Annotated in this window: 15 protein-coding genes and 2 pseudogenes; 15 read left to right on the top strand and 2 right to left on the bottom strand. The window is 40.6% G+C overall.

Annotation, left to right across the window (positions count from 1 at the left end):
- From GMD4S_RS00360 to mnmG, 5 genes and pseudogenes are all read left to right on the top strand, one after another.
- Positions 1 to 456, top strand: a pseudogene (locus tag GMD4S_RS00360) (argininosuccinate synthase domain-containing protein); the annotation flags it as partial.
- Positions 457 to 483: 27 nt separating this feature from the next.
- The gene (argH, locus tag GMD4S_RS00355) at positions 484 to 1,875 is read left to right on the top strand and encodes an argininosuccinate lyase (RefSeq protein ID WP_000042249.1); all 1,392 of its coding nucleotides are present in this window, start codon (positions 484 to 486) and stop codon (positions 1,873 to 1,875) included.
- Between the two features lie 427 nt (positions 1,876 to 2,302).
- Entirely contained in the window at positions 2,303 to 3,424 is a 1,122-nt protein-coding gene (gene mnmA, locus GMD4S_RS00350; protein WP_001282959.1) for a tRNA 2-thiouridine(34) synthase MnmA, read from the top strand.
- Between the two features lie 140 nt (positions 3,425 to 3,564).
- Complete coding sequence (locus GMD4S_RS00345) at positions 3,565 to 4,020, top strand: NUDIX hydrolase (protein ID WP_000193659.1); 456 nt, start codon at positions 3,565 to 3,567, stop codon at positions 4,018 to 4,020.
- An 8-nt stretch (positions 4,021 to 4,028) separates the two neighbouring features.
- Positions 4,029 to 5,942 (top strand): tRNA uridine-5-carboxymethylaminomethyl(34) synthesis enzyme MnmG, encoded by a 1,914-nt coding sequence (gene mnmG / locus GMD4S_RS00340; RefSeq protein ID WP_000221904.1) that lies wholly within the window; start codon positions 4,029 to 4,031, stop codon positions 5,940 to 5,942.
- 164 nt (positions 5,943 to 6,106) lie between these two features.
- On the opposite strand, the gene rnjA is transcribed toward mnmG, so the two are convergent.
- Entirely contained in the window at positions 6,107 to 7,786 is a 1,680-nt protein-coding gene (gene rnjA, locus GMD4S_RS00335; RefSeq protein ID WP_000331965.1) for a ribonuclease J1, read from the bottom strand.
- Between the two features lies 1 nt (position 7,787).
- Positions 7,788 to 8,021: a DNA-dependent RNA polymerase subunit epsilon gene (locus GMD4S_RS00330; RefSeq protein WP_000639583.1), complete on the bottom strand. Its 234-nt coding sequence runs from the start codon at positions 8,019 to 8,021 to the stop codon at positions 7,788 to 7,790.
- An 800-nt stretch (positions 8,022 to 8,821) separates the two neighbouring features.
- On the opposite strand from GMD4S_RS00330, the gene GMD4S_RS00325 reads away from it, so the two are divergent.
- The 10 genes and pseudogenes from GMD4S_RS00325 to GMD4S_RS13270 all read left to right on the top strand — a co-directional run.
- The gene (locus GMD4S_RS00325; protein WP_000492027.1) at positions 8,822 to 9,037 is read left to right on the top strand and encodes a hypothetical protein; all 216 of its coding nucleotides are present in this window, start codon (positions 8,822 to 8,824) and stop codon (positions 9,035 to 9,037) included.
- Positions 9,038 to 9,371: 334 nt separating this feature from the next.
- Positions 9,372 to 10,058 (top strand): tRNA (adenosine(37)-N6)-threonylcarbamoyltransferase complex dimerization subunit type 1 TsaB, encoded by a 687-nt coding sequence (gene tsaB / locus GMD4S_RS00320; protein ID WP_000865683.1) that lies wholly within the window; start codon positions 9,372 to 9,374, stop codon positions 10,056 to 10,058.
- Complete coding sequence (gene rimI / locus GMD4S_RS00315; RefSeq protein WP_000569857.1) at positions 10,055 to 10,492, top strand: ribosomal protein S18-alanine N-acetyltransferase; 438 nt, start codon at positions 10,055 to 10,057, stop codon at positions 10,490 to 10,492. Before tsaB ends, rimI begins: the two co-directional genes overlap by 4 nt.
- Complete coding sequence (tsaD, locus tag GMD4S_RS00310; protein WP_000655027.1) at positions 10,482 to 11,492, top strand: tRNA (adenosine(37)-N6)-threonylcarbamoyltransferase complex transferase subunit TsaD; 1,011 nt, start codon at positions 10,482 to 10,484, stop codon at positions 11,490 to 11,492. The genes rimI and tsaD overlap by 11 nt, the downstream gene beginning before the upstream one ends.
- 103 nt (positions 11,493 to 11,595) lie before the next feature.
- Positions 11,596 to 12,459 carry an Rgg/GadR/MutR family transcriptional regulator gene (locus tag GMD4S_RS00305; RefSeq protein WP_000572854.1) on the top strand — a complete coding sequence of 288 codons (864 nt, stop codon included), beginning with the start codon at positions 11,596 to 11,598 and terminating at the stop codon, positions 12,457 to 12,459.
- Between the two features lie 471 nt (positions 12,460 to 12,930).
- On the top strand, positions 12,931 to 15,447 hold the full coding sequence (locus GMD4S_RS00300; protein ID WP_000375504.1) for a class III lanthionine synthetase LanKC N-terminal domain-containing protein: 2,517 nt from the start codon (positions 12,931 to 12,933) through the stop codon (positions 15,445 to 15,447).
- Positions 15,444 to 16,670, top strand: a complete 1,227-nt coding sequence (locus tag GMD4S_RS00295) for an MFS transporter (protein WP_000862377.1) — start codon at positions 15,444 to 15,446, stop codon at positions 16,668 to 16,670. Before GMD4S_RS00300 ends, GMD4S_RS00295 begins: the two co-directional genes overlap by 4 nt.
- A gap of 145 nt (positions 16,671 to 16,815) precedes the next feature.
- The gene (locus tag GMD4S_RS00290) at positions 16,816 to 17,442 is read left to right on the top strand and encodes a hypothetical protein (protein WP_000673205.1); all 627 of its coding nucleotides are present in this window, start codon (positions 16,816 to 16,818) and stop codon (positions 17,440 to 17,442) included.
- A gap of 93 nt (positions 17,443 to 17,535) precedes the next feature.
- Positions 17,536 to 18,138 (top strand): hypothetical protein, encoded by a 603-nt coding sequence (locus tag GMD4S_RS00285; protein WP_025172956.1) that lies wholly within the window; start codon positions 17,536 to 17,538, stop codon positions 18,136 to 18,138.
- 67 nt (positions 18,139 to 18,205) lie between these two features.
- Positions 18,206 to 18,277, top strand: a pseudogene (locus GMD4S_RS13270) (AzlC family ABC transporter permease); the annotation flags it as partial.

Raw genomic sequence — 18,277 nt, 5'->3', positions numbered from 1 at the left:
AAACACGGTGTTGGTCGTATTGACCATGTGGAAAATCGCCTAGTCGGTATTAAGTCAAGAGAGATTTATGAGTGCCCAGGTGCTGTGACTTTATTGGCAGCTCATAAGGAGATTGAGGACTTGACTCTTGTGAGAGAAGTGGCTCATTTCAAACCTATTATCGAAAATGAGTTGTCCAATCTCATCTATAATGCCTTGTGGTTTAGCCCAGCAACTCAGGCTTTGATTGCCTATATCAAGGAGACACAGAAAGTTGTCAATGGAACTGCAAAAGTTAAACTCTACAAGGGGAACGCCCAGGTAGTGGCTCGGAAATCTCCAAATTCTCTTTACGATGAAAATTTGGCGACTTATACTAGTGCGGATACTTTTGACCAAGATGCGGCTGTTGGTTTTATCAAGCTTTGGGGGCTTCCGACTAAGGTTTATTCAGAAGTTCAGAAAAATGTTGAGTAGTGACGCGATAGAAAGGGACGACAGAATATGTCGAAAAATACAAAATTATGGGGTGGTCGATTTGAAGGCACTGTGGAAGAGTGGGTAGAACAGTTCGGTGCGAGTATTTCCTTTGACCACCAGCTGGCAAAATTTGATTTGATGGGTTCCCTAGCTCATGTTCAAATGCTAGGACAGACTGGTATTTTAAGTTTGGAAGAGGCAGAGCAGATCCAAGATGGTCTGCAAGCTTTGTTGCGAGATTTAGAGGCGGGAGAGCTTCATTTTGATATTGCAAATGAAGATATTCATATGAATATGGAAGTGTTGCTGACAGAGAAAATCGGTCCTCTGGCTGGGAAACTACACACGGCCCGTTCTCGGAATGACCAAGTCGCAACGGATATGCACTTATATCTAAAGGAGCAGCTTGGGCATGTCTTGGATAAGTTGGCGAATCTGAACAGTGTTTTGCTGGATTTGGCTGAAAAACATGTGGAAACCATCATGCCAGGCTATACCCATTTGCAGCACGCCCAACCGATTAGTCTTGCCCACCATCTCATGGCTTATTACAATATGTTTCAAAGGGACAGCGAGCGTTTTGCATTTAACTTGAAACATACGGACCTGTCTCCCCTGGGTGCGGCTGCTTTGGCGGGGACAACATTTCCAATCAATCGTCAATTATCGAGTGATTTATTGGGCTTCCAACAACCCTATACCAATTCCTTGGACGCAGTGAGTGACCGTGATTTTATCTTAGAATTTCTGTCAAATGCCAGCATTTTGATGATGCATATGAGCCGTTTTTGTGAGGAAATCATCAATTGGTGCAGTTTTGAGTATCAGTACATTAGCTTGTCTGATAGCTTTTCAACGGGTTCGTCTATCATGCCCCAGAAGAAAAATCCTGATATGGCGGAATTGATTCGAGGGAAGACAGGACGGGTTTACGGGCACTTGCTTGGACTATTGACCGTCATGAAGTCTTTGCCTCTGGCCTATAATAAGGATTTGCAAGAGGACAAGGAAGTCATGTTTGATACAGTAGAAACGATTTTAAATTCTCTGGATGTGCTGGCAGGTATGCTATCGAGCATGCAGGTTAATAAGGCCAAAATGCAGCAATCTACAGAGAATGATTTTTCGAATGCGACCGAACTGGCAGATTATTTGGCTGAAAAAGGTCTTCCCTTTAGAGAAGCGCATGAAATAGTAGGGAAATTGGTTCTAGACTCTATCAAGCATGGTAAAAATATTCAAGATTGGGATTTGGAGGAGTTGCAAGTCTACCATCCCTTGATTGAAGAGGATATTTATATCTACTTGCGCCCAGAAACCGCTGTTCAGAGACGGAATTCCTTAGGAGGAACCGGCTTTGAGCAAGTGAAATACCAGATAGAACAAGCGAAGAAAGAACTTAAAGGGGAAAATTGATTCGTTTGCAAAGGAAGAAAGAGAGGTTGAGATGATTTATCAGCCTCTTTCTTGTCTTCTCCAACCAAGCGTGTTATAATGAATACTGCTCAAGCGACCTTCAATCGTTAAAGCACACACGACCTTCAATCGTGAACTGGTCATTTCGTTTATCTTTTATTACGTCGTTAACTCGAAATGAGATGCAAGCTGAGCTTGTCTGATTTATAACCTCAATCAGTCTCCCAGACTGATTGAGCGAACTCGAGATATGCCTGCGACTCGTTGCCTATCATATTTTCATTTTAAGATGATAGGCTAAAATGGTCTCCCAGACCATTTTACTCCTAAAAGCAAACGAAAAGACTATACTCGAAGAAATTCTATTGAAAGTCATAGTAAATAGAATTTTGAGGGTATGAATAAACGAATAGATGGGAGACTTACCATGAGTGATAACTCTAAAACACGTGTTGTTGTGGGGATGAGTGGTGGTGTTGATTCGTCGGTGACGGCTCTCTTGCTCAAGGAGCAGGGCTACGATGTGATCGGTATCTTCATGAAGAACTGGGATGACACAGATGAAAACGGCGTCTGTACGGCGACCGAAGATTACAAGGATGTGGCTGCGGTGGCAGACCAGATCGGCATTCCTTACTACTCTGTCAATTTTGAAAAAGAGTACTGGGACCGCGTCTTTGAGTATTTCCTAGCGGAATACCGTGCAGGGCGCACGCCAAATCCAGATGTTATGTGTAACAAGGAAATCAAGTTCAAGGCCTTTTTGGACTATGCTATGACCTTGGGTGCAGACTATGTAGCGACTGGGCATTATGCTCGAGTGGTGCGTGATGAGGATGGCACTGTTCACATGCTTCGTGGCGTGGACAATGGCAAGGACCAGACCTATTTCCTCAGTCAACTTTCGCAAGAACAACTCCAAAAAACCATGTTCCCATTGGGACATTTGGAAAAGCCTGAAGTTCGCAGACTCGCAGAAGAAGCAGGACTTGCGACTGCTAAGAAGAAAGACTCGACAGGGATTTGTTTTATCGGAGAAAAGAACTTTAAAAACTTTCTCAGTAACTACCTACCAGCTCAGCCTGGTCGCATGATGACTGTGGATGGACGCGATATGGGTGAGCATGCAGGTCTGATGTATTATACGATTGGTCAGCGTGGCGGACTCGGTATTGGAGGCCAACACGGCGGTGACAATGCACCGTGGTTCGTTGTCGGAAAAGACCTAAGCAAGAATATCCTCTATGTAGGCCAAGGATTCTACCATGACTCGCTTATGTCAACAAGCCTAGAAGCCAGTCAAGTCCACTTTACTCGTAACATGCCAGAGGAATTTACACTAGAATGTACGGCTAAATTCCGCTACCGTCAGCCTGATTCTAAGGTGACAGTACATGTCAAAGGAGACAAGGCAGAAGTTATCTTTGCGGAACCGCAACGCGCCATCACACCAGGACAGGCAGTTGTCTTTTATGATGGCGAAGAGTGTCTAGGTGGCGGTTTGATTGACAATGCCTACCGCGATGGACAAGTTTGTCAGTACATTTAGATTGACAAATTTTCTCAATTTGCTACAATAATAAAAGCAATAGAAATGATGGTCAAAGCTCATGGATGTTGCAGGCTTTTTTGCCCTGCACTTCTTACGAGTTTTGACTGTTTTTGTGTCGTTTAAGGGAAAGGACAAAAATGACTCAACAAGACTTTCGGACAACAGTGGGAGACACGGTCTTTGGTGTTCGGGCGGCAGCCTTGATTCTCCAAAATGGCAAGCTCCTAGTTACTAAAGACAAGGGTAAATATTACACTATCGGCGGTGCGATTCAAGTCAATGAAAGTACGGAAGACGCGGTAGTCCGTGAAGTGAAGGAAGAACTAGGTGTCAAAGCTCAAGCTGGGCAGCTAGCTTTCGTGGTTGAAAATCGTTTTGAACAGGACGGTGTTTCCTATCACAACATCGAGTTTCATTATCTAGTGGACTTGCTTGAGGACGCCCCATTGACCATGCAAGAAGATGAGAAAAAGCAACCCTGTGAGTGGATTGACTTGGATAAACTTGAGGAGTTCCAGCTAGTTCCAGCCTTTTTAAAAACAGCCCTACCAGAATGGAACGGCCAACTAAAACACATTCATCTTGAGGAATAGGAGAGAAAATGACTTATAATTTTACGGAAGAATACGATATTATTGTAATTGGTGCGGGGCACGCGGGGGTAGAAGCATCTCTAGCAGCCAGCCGTATGGGCTGTAAGGTCTTGCTTGCGACCATCAACATTGAAATGCTGGCTTTCATGCCTTGTAATCCTTCTATCGGTGGCTCTGCCAAGGGGATTGTCGTGCGTGAAGTGGATGCCCTTGGTGGTGAAATGGCTAAAACCATTGACAAGACCTACATCCAGATGAAGATGCTCAACACTGGGAAAGGTCCAGCTGTCCGTGCCCTTCGTGCGCAGGCTGACAAGGAGCTTTACTCTAAGGAGATGCGCAAGACAGTTGAAAATCAAGAGAATCTCACCCTTCGTCAAACCATGATTGATGAGATTTTGGTGGAAGATGGTAAGGTTGTCGGTGTGCGTACAGCTACCCATCAAGAATATGCTGCTAAGGCTGTTATCGTGACGACAGGGACTGCACTCCGTGGGGAAATCATCATCGGAGACCTCAAGTATTCGTCAGGTCCTAACCACAGTCTGGCTTCGATTAACCTTGCTGACAATCTCAAGGAACTGGGACTCGAAATTGGTCGTTTCAAGACAGGAACGCCTCCACGTGTCAAGGCTTCCTCTATCAATTACGATGTGACAGAGATTCAGCCAGGAGATGAAGCGCCAAATCACTTCTCCTACACTTCACGTGATGAGGACTATGTCAAGGACCAGGTGCCATGCTGGTTGACCTACACCAACGGTACCAGTCATGAGATTATCCAAAACAACCTCCACCGTGCGCCTATGTTCACAGGTGTGGTCAAGGGAGTTGGGCCTCGTTACTGTCCATCGATTGAGGACAAGATTGTACGCTTTGCGGACAAGGAACGCCACCAACTCTTCCTAGAGCCAGAAGGGCGCAATACAGAGGAAGTTTATGTCCAAGGACTTTCAACCAGTCTGCCTGAGGATGTCCAACGTGACTTGGTTCATTCCATCAAAGGTTTGGAAAATGCTGAGATGATGCGAACTGGTTATGCCATTGAGTATGACATGGTCTTGCCTCATCAGTTGCGTGCGACACTAGAAACCAAGAAAATCTCAGGACTTTTCACAGCTGGTCAGACAAATGGTACATCTGGTTACGAAGAAGCTGCTGGCCAAGGGATTATCGCGGGTATTAATGCGGCTCTGAAAATCCAAGGCAAGCCTGAATTGATTTTGAAGCGCAGTGACGGTTATATCGGGGTCATGATTGACGACTTGGTGACCAAGGGCACCATTGAACCTTACCGTCTCTTGACCAGTCGAGCTGAATACCGTCTCATCCTCCGTCATGACAATGCAGATATGCGTTTGACCGAGATGGGACGCGAGATTGGCCTTGTGGATGATGAACGTTGGGCTCGCTTTGAAATCAAGAAAAATCAATTTGACAATGAGATGAAGCGTCTAGACAGTATCAAACTAAAGCCGGTCAAAGAAACCAATGCCAAGGTTGAGGAGATGGGCTTCAAGCCGTTGACAGATGCAGTGACAGCCAAAGAATTTCTCCGTCGACCAGAAGTTTCTTACCAAGATGTAGTGGCCTTCATCGGGCCAGCTGCTGAGGATTTGGATGACAAGATTATCGAATTAATTGAAACAGAAATCAAGTACGAAGGATATATTTCCAAAGCTATGGACCAGGTTGCCAAGATGAAACGCATGGAAGAAAAACGCATTCCAGCCAATATTGACTGGGATGATATTGATTCCATCGCAACAGAAGCTCGCCAGAAGTTCAAACTCATCAATCCAGAAACCATCGGCCAAGCAAGCCGTATTTCGGGAGTAAATCCAGCAGATATTTCTATTTTGATGGTGTATCTGGAAGGTAAAAATCGTAGTATTTCTAAAACTCTTCAAAAATCAAAATGATACGTCGTCGGCTTCAGCTCACCTAACTTAAGTTATGCTTTCGCCTAGCCTTCTAGTCTGATTTCGATTTTTATTGAGTTTCAATCTCAAAAGAAAGCATAGAAAAAACAGCTCCGAAGACGGGGCTGTTTTTTTGACTTATATTCAATGAAAATCAAAGAGTATTATTCTTCATCTGGTGTGAGGATCATAGGGATAATAATCGGTTCACGTTCGGTATTTTCATAGAGGAAAGGACGAATGGCGTTGACAATGGCGCCATTGACAGATTGCACGCTAGCATCTTTGTTCTTCAGTGCGATACGAATTGCATTGAAGAGGATGCGCTGGCTTTGGCGAATCAAGTCTCCAGATTCTCTCATGTAGACAAAGCCGCGGCTGAGAATATCTGGACCAGACAAGATCATTTTAGACTTGAAGTCAACAGTTGCGACTGCTAGAACGACACCATCTTCAGATAGATCTCTACGATCTTTGAGGACGGCTGCACCGATTTCACCGATACGATTTCCATCAACATAGATGTCTTGGGCGTTGAAATGCCCAGCGATACGAGCAGAATCTGCAGTAAGGGCAAGGACATCACCATTGCTCATGATAAAGATATTGTCCTTCTCGACACCCGTATCCACCGCTAGTCCAGCGTGGACTTTTTGCATGCGGTATTCACCATGGACAGGCATGAAGTATTTTGGCTTGATCAAGCGGAGCATGAGTTTTTGCTCTTGCTGACCACCGTGTCCAGAGGTGTGGATATTGTTAATCTTTCCGTGGATGACTTCGACACCAGCTTCTGAGATAATGTTAATCAACTTGTTGACGCTAGTAGTATTTCCAGGGATTGGACTTGAAGAGAAGATAACGGTATCGCCGGGTTGGAGTTGCACTTGACGGTGGGTTCCGTTAGCGATACGAGAGAGGGCTGCCATTGGCTCGCCTTGACTACCTGTACAGAGGATCAGAACCTCGCCTGCAGGATAGTCTTTGATTTCATTTGGCTCGATAAAGGTTCCCTTAGGAGCTTTGATGTAGCCAAGCTCGATACCGTTGACAATGGCCTTTTCCATCGAACGTCCAAAGACAGCAATCTTGCGTCCAGTCTTAACTGCAGCATCCGTTGCTTGCTGGAGACGGAAGATATTTGAGGCAAAGGATGCGAAGATGATGCGTCCTTCAATGCCTTGGATAATCTTCATGATGGACTGACCAACGACCTTTTCAGAGTTGGTAAAGGTTGGCACTTCTGCATTTGTCGAGTCAGAGAGGAGGCAGAGTACGCCTTCTTCACCAAGGGCTGCCATCCGGTGCAAGTCCGCAGGTTCCCCAACTGGAGTAAAGTCAAACTTAAAGTCACCCGTACAGACGATTTTCCCTTGAGGAGTATGAATGACAATTCCCAAAGGTTCTGGAATAGAGTGAGTGGTTCTAAAGAAAGTTGCCTTGAGATTTTTAAAGGTCAACTCAGTATTGTGGTTGATTTCGTAAAGTTTGGCGTTGCGTAAGAGACCGTGTTCTTCGAGTTTTCCACGGATCAAAGCCAAGGCAAGTGGCCCAGCGTAGATAGGGACATTTGCTTGCTTGAGCAGGAAGGGAATCCCACCGATGTGGTCCTCGTGTCCGTGTGTGATCAAGACAGCCTTGACGCGGTCGATATTGTCCACGATGTAAGAGTAGTCGGGGATAACGTAGTCGATACCGAGCAAGTCATCTTCTGGGAATTTAATCCCAGCATCGACGATGATAATCTCGTCTTGGTATTCAATTCCGTAAGTGTTTTTCCCGATTTCTCCCAGACCACCGATGGCAAAAACGCCGACTTCTTCAGGTTTAAGAGTGTAGGCCATATTAGAACTCCGTAATCTCGAAAGCGCCAGTTTCTTTTTCGTAATCTAGCAATTTGTCAGACAAGAGTTCGATATACTCGATGTTGTACTCTGGGCGGTTTTCTTCAACAAGTTGGCGAGCAGAGATACGGCCCTCAAGTTCTGAGTTGGCATCGATGTCTAGGTAAAGTGAGCGTGTTGTTTCACGACGTGGGCTACGTTCTTTTGTTTCTTGATAAAAAACTTTGTAAATCATATAGTTCCTTTCTATTTACAGGTCAGCTTATTCCAAACTTTTAGCAGAGATTTGCTTGATTTCATTCCATTTTGTGTCTAGATTGACCTTGATTCGTTACAATTATTTCAATTATACCATAAAATGAAAAATTAGTAAAAGACGGAAATGGAGAAAGTCTGGAGGGGAAGAAGGAGCAAAAAGACAGGTAGGATTTGGTCGGAGAGCGCTTAGGTGTTATAATGAAAGGGGGAATCTAAAGAGATAGTAGATTTAAGGAAGAATATAGTTCTAGTTTCATTAATCGTTGGTGTAGATGGTTGGGGCAGAATGATATCTTTGAAAAAAGAAAAAGCCCTTGAGAAATCTCGAGAGCAACCAAAAAGGCTGAGACAAAATTAAGGGATCTTTCTGAGCAAGCTTAAGGGGCAGCACCATTACCTGAAGTGATTGAATCACAACTTTTGAAAGACTTGTCACCAAGTCAGACCAAATCTCAACCTTTACCCCATTTTATCATTTACTCAGCTAAGAAATCAATCTATAAGTATAACGATGTAGAAACAGCATGAAGTGGAGTGCTTACTAAAGAGGCAAAGAAAAGCCCTTGACCGAAATCAAGAGCCGTCAAACACTGGGGGCGAATTGTTCAATCGCAATTTCAGTTCTTTAGAAACCAAAGTTTCAGGGATAGCACTGCAACCCGAAGAGTCAACGACTCAACCTGATTTTCCTACCAATGTTGAATTACATTTTAACATTGATAGACCAACATTGTCAACAGTTTAAATAAAAAAGGAATACCAGAAGGAGGATTAAGAATGTTTAGTTTGTTTGAATTTGCAGTAGGGGTTCGCCTCTTGATGTTTGTAGCCTTTGTAGCTTGTGTCTATGGGGGGAATGCCCTGTTTGTGCATCTGGAACACCGCAAAACAAAGTTCCTTTGGAAGCTTGCTTTTGTGACGCTCTATTCAATTTTTCTTCTCCTGGTCACCTATGTTGTCTGGTTCGTTTTCTACTTTGGTTTAAATGCCTAAAGTCAATTATTCATCTAAATATACAGAAAATCCACCTCGTCTTGATAGATGGGATGGACTTTTTCTATTTTTAGGTGCTATCTTTATTGTTATGACGATGATTTCTCACATCGAAAATCGAGTTGAAACATAAATGCATGATCCAAATTTTTTACAAAGAACCTTTCAATTTCCTTGTTCACTTTTCTATTCAAAAAAGATATAACTTTTTTAAATTTTTTGTGTAGAATTGCTTGTCTAAGTGGCAGGCCTCTTTTGTTTCAAAACAAAGAAAATTCCCATGCGCTAGCTTTTGTAGTATAATAGTAAACAGACAAAAAGATAGGAATATGTTATGAAAGTATTAGCTTTTGATACGTCCAGCAAGGCTCTTTCTCTAGCCATTTTAGAGGACAAGCAGGTTCTTGCTGAGACTATGATCAATATCAAGAAAAATCACAGTATTACCCTCATGCCTGCCATCGATTTTTTGATGGGCAGTCTGGATTGGACACCCAAGGATTTGGATCGTATCGTAGTTGCTCAAGGTCCGGGCAGCTACACAGGTCTGAGAATTGCGGTGGCGACAGCCAAGACTCTGGCCCATACCCTCAAGATTGAGCTGGTTGGTGTGTCTAGTTTGCTGGCTTTAGTTCCAGAGCAGGTGGAAGGTTTGGTCATTCCTGTCATGGATGCCCGCCGCAATAATGTCTATGCTGGCTTTTACCAGTCTGGTCAGGCTGTGTGGCCGGAAGCTCATCTGCCTTTGGCAGAGGTTTTGGAAATAGCTGGCGCTGCTAACCAGTCAGTCACCTTTGTCGGAGAGACAGCAGCTTTTACGGAGCAGATTGAAGTGGCTCTTCCTCAGGCTACCCTTCAGCCAACTTTGCCAAACGCGGCGGCTGTTGGTCGTCTCGGTTTAGACCTGCCTTCCCAGTCCATTCATGACTTTGTTCCTAACTATCTCAAGCGTGTTGAGGCTGAGGAAAACTGGCTCAAGAACCATACCGAGTCTGGTGAGTCCTACATTAAACGTCTATGATAGAAATCAAAAGAATCCAAAGACAGCCTGACCTGGCTCAAGCAATCTACGCTGTTATGGTAACAGTTTACCCAGTCAGTCCTTGGGCACTGGAACAAATCCAAGCAGACCTGTCCCAAGACCAGACTTGGTACGCTCTAGCTTATGATGGGGCAGAAGTGATTGGCTTTCTAGCCGTTCAGGAGAATCTCTTTGAAGCAGAAGTCTTGCAGATTGCTGTACTGCCTAGCTATCAGGGTCAGGGAATTGCGTCAGCCTTGTTTGCTCAATTGCCAGCGGATAAGGAGATTTTCCTCGAAGTCAGAAAGTCAAACCAACGAGCGCAAGCATTTTACAAGAAAGAAAAGATGGCGGTCATCGCTGAGCGAAAGGCCTACTACCATGACCCAGTCGAGGACGCCATCATCATGAAGAGAGAAATAGATGAAGGATAGATATATTTTAGCATTTGAGACATCCTGTGATGAGACCAGTGTTGCCGTACTGAAAAACGATGACGAGCTCTTGTCCAATGTCATTGCGAGTCAAATTGAGAGTCACAAGCGTTTTGGGGGCGTAGTACCAGAAGTAGCTAGTCGTCACCATGTCGAGGTTATTACAGCCTGCATCGAGGAGGCGCTAGCAGAAGCAGGGATTACCGAAGCGGATGTGACAGCTGTTGCCGTTACTTATGGACCTGGATTGGTTGGAGCACTGCTAGTTGGTTTGTCAGCTGCCAAGGCTTTTGCTTGGGCTCATGGACTTCCGATGATCCCCGTTAACCACATGGCTGGTCACCTTATGGCGGCTCAGAGTGTGGAGCCTTTGGAGTTTCCCTTGCTAGCTCTCTTGGTCAGCGGTGGGCACACAGAGTTGGTCTATGTGTCAGAGGCTGGGGATTACAAGATTGTTGGAGAAACGCGGGATGATGCGGTTGGTGAGGCCTATGACAAGGTCGGCCGTGTCATGGGATTGACTTATCCAGCAGGTCGCGAGATTGACGAGTTGGCTCATCAGGGACAGGATGTGTATGATTTCCCTCGTGCCATGATCAAGGAAGATAATCTGGAGTTTTCATTTTCAGGTTTGAAGTCTGCCTTTATCAATCTTCACCACAATGCCGAGCAAAAGGGAGAAAGCTTGTCCAAGAAAGATCTGTCAGCTTCCTTCCAAGCTGCGGTCATGGATATTCTTATGACCAAAACCAAGAAGGCCTTGGAGAAATATCCTGTTAAAACTCTAGTTGTAGCAGGTGGCGTGGCTGCCAATAAAGGGCTCAGAGAACGACTAGCAGCTGAAATCACAGATGTCAAGGTTATCATCCCTCCCCTACGCCTTTGCGGAGACAACGCGGGTATGATTGCCTATGCCAGCGTCAGCGAGTGGAATAAAGAAAACTTTGCAGGCTTGGACCTCAACGCCAAACCAAGCCTCGCCTTTGATACTATGGAATAAAGAGTCAGCTTGAGGCTGGCTTTTTTACTCCGGAAAATGTCAGAATATTTTGACAAAGCTGTAAAAATGATGATATAATATGTAAAAATTAGGAGGTGGCCAGATGATTGAGAGAATGGAATTGGGAGAATTTTACAAGGAATTGCGGCTGGCGAGAAAGCTCAAGCAGTCAGATGTGGCTTGTGAAGGTCTAACAGCTTCTCAGTTATCCAAGTTTGAACTGGGACAGTCTATGCTGTCTGCGGATAAACTGATACTAGCTATCCAAGGGATAAATGTGACCTTTGATGAGTTTGGACACAAGCTTAATAATTATCAGGAATCCCCACATATGCGATTTGGACGAAAAGTTGTAGATCGTTTTGCCCATCAAGATATGGCTGGCTTAGAGCAACTATTAGAGGAAGTTGAGCAGGAACAGATGGCGCAGACCTATCGTCGTTTGAATGCTATTGTGATTAAAGATGCTATCCATTCCTTAGATAAAAGGTATCCGTTAGAAGAGGAGGATAGCGAGTTTTTGACCACCTATCTCTATGCTATCGAGTCTTGGACCTGGTTTGAACTCTATCTTTTTTGCAATACCATGCCTTTCTTAAGTAATCAAGATCTGATTTTTTTATCCACCTCTTTACTTGAAAAATCCAAGGAATTTAAAGAGTTGGTACACAATCAATTGTATATGAAAAGTGGTTATCTTAATATCATCTCAGAGCTCATGGAGCGTAAGCTTTTCTCTTACATCCCAATCTTTGAAGCCGAGTTGGAGAGTATGCTCCGGCCATATGATGTTTTTGAGAAAGTATCATTGCAGTTTTTAAAGAAGATGAGTGTATTCCTTCAAACCAAGGGGAGCAATCAAAAAGAGATTGAACACTTTATCCAATCTCTGCAAATATTAGAAAATCCACAATTAACAGCCCTTTTTGAATTGCGTTTGCAGCAATACAAAGAGCTTATCGATTAGTTAGAAAAGGAATGACAATAACCCACTCTAAAATAAGTAGGAGTATCAGTTGGATTTTGCTTTTTTTCATCATTATATCCCTCCTTGTGAGTAGTACCTTCATTATATCAGGGAAAGAGTCAAATCTACAAAAATCGCAAATGTGAAATTTCCATGAGAAAAAATATCAAATATGCGATTTTCTAAAATGAGCTAATTTCTGTGTTATACTGTCCTTGTAAGACATTTGAAGCAAATCCTAGGTTGCAGAAGTGGTTTACAAAGAAAAATAATTAAAGGAGAAAAGAAATGCATAATCTAATGGAACTTGAATTGTTACCTGAAGAGCCAGTAATTACTGTATCACGTGAAGTTTGTAAGTGGACTTGCTCATTTACTGCTCTTTAAGAATAATTGGTTAAAATTAAGGATAGTTAATTACTAATTAACTATCCTTAATTTCATTTTAGAGATAATGTATTTATTATATTTATGGATAGATTACAAACAATGCTGAATAAAATACAAGTTGACACTTACCATAAAAATGGGTGGTTATTTGTGAAGTATAGTAACAATAAACTTACACAGGGATGGAAACTTCATGTAAGCAGTCAACTAAAAGACGCTTGTAATATTTTTTATATTGTTGCACAAGAGCTGGAGAAGGAAAGATGTAACTACAAAGTTCTAGATTGTTTGGATGAGTTAAAAAAATTGAATTCTCCGAGGGAAGTTTCTCCTACTGCAAATAAGTTTATCACTATATATCCGTCTAGTAGGAAGCAGGCCAAACGAATAATATTAAATCTAAAAGAAAAGTTAGAAAACTATAAAGCTCCAAGGATTTTATCAGATTTTCAATGTGGTGAACATTCTCCAATACATTATAGATATGGGGCGTTTAAAGCAATTAAAAACTACAATTTTTCTGAAAATAAAATTGTCTACATGATGAAAAATAGTAGAGGAGAATTAGTAGAGGATCTGAGATTAAATTATCCGTATTTGCCAGAAGGGGTTAAGGATTTATTTACTGATGTGGAAAAAAATAAATTATTTAAACCCTCCCCGGGAATTCCAGAGAATCACCCTTTAAATCACTATAATATCGAGTGTATTCTGAAAAAATCCAATAGAGGAAATGTTTACAGAGCTGTAGTAAAAAATAGTAATCAGAAAGTGATAATAAAACATGCACGACCATATGTTTATAGTTGGGATGATGGTTTCTCTGCAATTGATGAATTAAAGAATGAAGCAACAAATTTGAAAGTATTTCAGAACAAGTCCTATACGACAGAATTAATTGAAGAGTTTTATGTCAATGAAGATTACTTCGTAGTGCAAAAGTTTATACCAGGATATAATTTTTTTGATTTAAAAAATATTGATATCGAAAAAAATGTAATTATTAATAATATAATTGATATTATTAATGACATTCATGCTGAAGGATATTTAGCAGTGGATATTTCTCCAACAAACTTTATATTGGATGATTTTGGTCGTGTTAGGTTAATAGACCTAGAAAATTTTACAAACAAAAATAATACTGTTAGAAGAGCTGCTACAAAATTCATGATAAATACTGATTGTTCCTCAAAAATTTGTACCATTCAACAGGATTATTTTGCACTTGCAATGTTGAGTTTGGCGATTATGCGCGAGCATGTTTTAATATTTGAAGGAGAGGACGTCTTCTTAAATATAACTGCTTTAGATAAAATCAAGTCTTGTATGTATATGGAGAAAGAAATTGGGAACATAACTAAATCGCAATTTAACTGGTTGATGTATTTATTGAATTTAAGTGAACAAGAGAAGTTAGACCGATTCGAGAAGATGAAGTATATAAACGATTTTGAAGATGAAAATATAGGATTTCATTCAAAGAGAGTTAATTCCTCATTCGATTTTCAAATTGAAAATGAGACACTTATTAACTATCTTCTTTCATTAAATATGAATAGAGAAAGTAGGATACTAAATTCAAATGAATTTGGAGAATTTGTTAGTCCAGTATCGTTTCAACATGGCTTATCAGGATATTTGTTTTATTTATCACACATGAGAGACATTTCTGACAATGGTAGAATTATCGAGTGGCTTATCTCTGAAGGAAATCAAAATAAAGGAAATGGGTATTTAAATGGTTATTCAATTTTATTTGGTTCTTCTGGATATCTTTGGGCATTATTAGAGTTCTATAAAAAATTTGCCAGCAACAATCCAAGTAGAGAATTGATTATAGATAAAACTAGAGAAATTTATAAAGACTTGATAAGTAATTATCAGAAAGTTGAAGTATTTGACTTTGCTTTAGGAAAGTCAGGTGTTTTATTGAGTATTATGAAATACTGTATAAATTTCAATGATGTCGATAGTATGAAATTTATTAGAGAAAAAATAGAGGAGTTATATTTATATTTTGTAGAAGAGATACAAAATGTTAATAGTTTAAAAGAATGTAATTTTGCACATGGTTTAGCTGGGATTGCATACGTAATTTCAATTTATAATTCGGAATTTGAATTTAAGGTAGCTTACGAAAATAGTATTAATGTATTTAATAATCTGTTAGAAAATCTGTTAGAAAATGAATATAGTAGACTAAATGCAACTCCTACAAATTTAGAACTATCGTGGTGCGAAGGAACTTCAGGAATCTTACTTTATTTTGAATTATTATATGATAAAAGGTATTCAAAAATAATTTCAAGATTTCAACAACTTGCTTTCAAATTCAATCTTATTCAGTCAAGTTGTTATTGTCATGGTTTATCCAGTTTGTTGCAAACTCTAAACTATCAGGATAATTTAAATTTACGTGAGAATGTAATTGAGATTTTATTAAGTAGATCCAAAAGAGATAAAAATGGTATTTTGGTATTTGAATGTGAAGAAAGTTCAGATACATTATTTGATTTTGGAATCGGAAATCTAGGGATTTATTGGTCTATCCTTGGGGAAAACTTCCCGTTTGAACTCAAAAAGGAGTTGCGATGAAAGTATTTATTCAAAATAGAGATTTTAGGCAATTAACCATCAACCAGTGGATTTCAACGGTTGGGGATACGATTTTTTATCTTGCTTTTTTGAATTATGTGGCAGATGCTTCGTTTGCCCCCTTGGCAATTTTACTCATTACGATTTCAGAGACTGTTCCTCAAGTTCTGCAAATCTTTATGGGAGTTTTGGCTGATTTTCAACATTATCGTGTTCTAAAGTATACGGTTATTAGTTTTGTCAAATTTGTACTTTATTCTATAGTGGCACTTTCGCTTTCAGGGCAGTCCTTTTCCTTATGGCTAGTATTCTTTATTTGTTTGATGAATCTCTTGTCGGATACATTGAGTTACTTTTCAGGAGCCATGCTAACTCCTATTTTTATAAGAATCATTGGGAAAGAACATCTTACAGAAGCCATTGGTTTTAAACAATCAACAGTTAGTTTAGTTCGGACAATCAGTAATATTCTAGGAGGGGTTCTACTAGGAATTCTTTCCATTCAGTTCATTTCCTTGCTCAACGCTCTGACGTTTCTGATAGCATTTGTAGGTATTCTTCTGATAAAAAATGATCTTTTGAAAGTTGAAAAAACAATTAACTATCAAGAAGGTCTTTCCATAAAGTCGTTTTGCCAGCATTTGTTCCAATCATCGAAATTGATCTGGAATATGGATAGAGTGATCTTCATTTTATTTATCGTATCTATCAGCCAAGCTGTGATCAATGTCACTGTTCCTATTTCGACTCTTTTTTTAAGAAACCAACCGTTTTTGAATTTACAAACTGGTCAATCACTCGCTTTGTTATCAACACTAGAATTGTTAGCACTTATTGTCGGAAGCCTTGTAAGTGGCTATCTGAAAAATACGATTTCTATAAAAACAGCTCTATACGCTTCGGTCGTCATCCAGTTACTCCTTCTAGTAGGATTTGCCACAGTTCATTTTGGTTTGATTCTGCTTTTCAGCTCCTTGGATGCCTTCATCGCAGGGTTACTCTCTCCTAGATTGCAAGAACTCGTCTTTAAACAAATACCTGAGGAGTCAATGGGAGCGGTTCAATCCTCTATTGGTGCGATTACGGTTGTTTTACCAAGTCTATTCACAATCGTTTTTGTAACGATTGCTACAAGTTTTGGGGTCCTATCGGTCAGCTTTATTCTATTGCTATTACTCCTAACTGCATTTGTCATGCTCTTGAATATTCGTGAGAGCATTTAGTAGGAAACTTTGATTTAATTTTTGTTCATATGATAAGGCTGGCTTCCCAGTCTTTTTCTTATTATGGCGGTTTGTCACTTACCCTTCACAGCATCCGACTCTATCAAAGTTTGTCAATCATAGAGTTTTTTAGTATAGTAGAAATATGAAATTTACAAAAATAATCAGTGGTTTGCTTGCTCTTGGAGTGATAATCTTATTTATAAAATCTTACCAAAATTTTAAAAATTTGGAATTTCCTAGTACGCAGTTAGTCATGTTTAAATCGCTTTCGTTTTATATGTCTGTAGAATCTTTTGAAAATACATTTGTCGCAGCTGACAAAGTCGTGGAAGAGGAGGAAATGGCCTATCGTGATACTTGGCGTGCAGAAGACCCGTATTTCTATAAAACAGGTCGCCTTTTCTATTATTACGAAAATATGAGATGGGAAGGCTATACTATCCGCGCAGATTTTACATTTTCAAAATGGCATACCTTGGAAGAAGCGAGGGCTTCTTTTCCTGTTGCTTCAAAAATGGAACAGAAAGAACTACTTGACAAACTATCGCAGGCTATAAAAACAGAAATTGAATCTTTACCAGACTATCAGTCTATGACAGTTGAAATGGTAGAACTAGATCAAGATTCTTATCAATATAAAGTCAAATTACAAGGGCAAACGGAGGATCTCTGGGTCGAGGTTTATTCGACAGAACTTGGATATCATGAAAAGCTTGAAGATAAGGAGTATGGGGTTGGGATTAGTCAATATCGGAGGCATGCATCGTAATCCTTTCCTTCTATACCATAGAATAAAGAGTCAGTTAATTGTTGACTTTTTTTATCTTGGACAAATGCCCGAGTTTTTTAGTATAGTAGAAATATGAAATTTACAAAAATAATGAGTATGGCACTTGCTCTAGTGGTATTGTTGCTGTCTTTAATGGTTTTTCGAATGTTTCAAAAGACGCAATTGGTCATGTTTGAATCCGTTTCTTTTAATATGCCCCTCGAATCTTTTGAAAAAGTGTTTGGAAAACCTCATGAAATAGTAGAAGAGACAGAAACAGGCTATCACAATCCTTGGCGTGCAAAAGATCCTTATCTCTATAAAACCGGGCGCCTTTTCTATGACTACGAAAACTTTAAATGGAAAAGTTACAGCGGTCGAGTGACCGTTACTTTTTCAAAATCGCATCGTTTACAAGGAGCGACGGTTTATTTCCCTATGGCTTCCAAAGATCAACAAAAAGAGATATTTTATAAAGTGACCCAAGACATGAAAGCTGAAATCGAAGCTCTACCAAACTTTCAGTCTTTGAAAGTTGATGCTTTGGTGGGGTATGATGTTGGTTATCGATTTAAGGTCAAAATGAAAGGGCAAGGGAGAGAACTCTGGATTGATGTTTATCCTACAGAATATGAGAATGAGGATAATCCTGAGAACAACCAATATAATATTGCAATCGATCAATTTCGATGGTAGTTACCCTAGCGTGCTTGTTTTGAATGCTTAGTAGTAGAATGCTGTATTTGTAAGAATGAGGAGAAGGATGAAAGAAAAAGGATTTTGGGAAGGTGTTCAGGCAGCCATGCCGACTGCCCTTGGCTATGTCAGCATTGGT

The organism is Streptococcus sp. GMD4S (assembly GCF_000296955.1).
Note: the sequence above shows the minus strand (reverse complement) of the source record. Positions and strands in the feature narration are given on the sequence as shown.

What these genes read in the sequence shown, in the direction of transcription:
- mnmA (WP_001282959.1), top strand. Translation starts at nt 2,303, where the DNA reads ATGAGTGATAACTCTAAAACACGTGTTGTTGTGGGGATGAGTGGTGGT.
- tsaD (WP_000655027.1), top strand. Translation starts at nt 10,482, where the DNA reads ATGAAGGATAGATATATTTTAGCATTTGAGACATCCTGTGATGAGACC.
- GMD4S_RS00305 (WP_000572854.1), top strand. Translation starts at nt 11,596, where the DNA reads ATGATTGAGAGAATGGAATTGGGAGAATTTTACAAGGAATTGCGGCTG.
- rnjA (WP_000331965.1), bottom strand. Translation starts at nt 7,786, where the DNA reads ATGGCCTACACTCTTAAACCTGAAGAAGTCGGCGTTTTTGCCATCGGT.
- tsaB (WP_000865683.1), top strand. Translation starts at nt 9,372, where the DNA reads ATGAAAGTATTAGCTTTTGATACGTCCAGCAAGGCTCTTTCTCTAGCC.
- argH (WP_000042249.1), top strand. Translation starts at nt 484, where the DNA reads ATGTCGAAAAATACAAAATTATGGGGTGGTCGATTTGAAGGCACTGTG.
- GMD4S_RS00290 (WP_000673205.1), top strand. Translation starts at nt 16,816, where the DNA reads ATGAAATTTACAAAAATAATCAGTGGTTTGCTTGCTCTTGGAGTGATA.
- GMD4S_RS00295 (WP_000862377.1), top strand. Translation starts at nt 15,444, where the DNA reads ATGAAAGTATTTATTCAAAATAGAGATTTTAGGCAATTAACCATCAAC.
- GMD4S_RS00325 (WP_000492027.1), top strand. Translation starts at nt 8,822, where the DNA reads ATGTTTAGTTTGTTTGAATTTGCAGTAGGGGTTCGCCTCTTGATGTTT.
- GMD4S_RS00300 (WP_000375504.1), top strand. Translation starts at nt 12,931, where the DNA reads ATGGATAGATTACAAACAATGCTGAATAAAATACAAGTTGACACTTAC.
- mnmG (WP_000221904.1), top strand. Translation starts at nt 4,029, where the DNA reads ATGACTTATAATTTTACGGAAGAATACGATATTATTGTAATTGGTGCG.
- rimI (WP_000569857.1), top strand. Translation starts at nt 10,055, where the DNA reads ATGATAGAAATCAAAAGAATCCAAAGACAGCCTGACCTGGCTCAAGCA.
- GMD4S_RS00345 (WP_000193659.1), top strand. Translation starts at nt 3,565, where the DNA reads ATGACTCAACAAGACTTTCGGACAACAGTGGGAGACACGGTCTTTGGT.
- GMD4S_RS00285 (WP_025172956.1), top strand. Translation starts at nt 17,536, where the DNA reads ATGAAATTTACAAAAATAATGAGTATGGCACTTGCTCTAGTGGTATTG.
- GMD4S_RS00330 (WP_000639583.1), bottom strand. Translation starts at nt 8,021, where the DNA reads ATGATTTACAAAGTTTTTTATCAAGAAACAAAAGAACGTAGCCCACGT.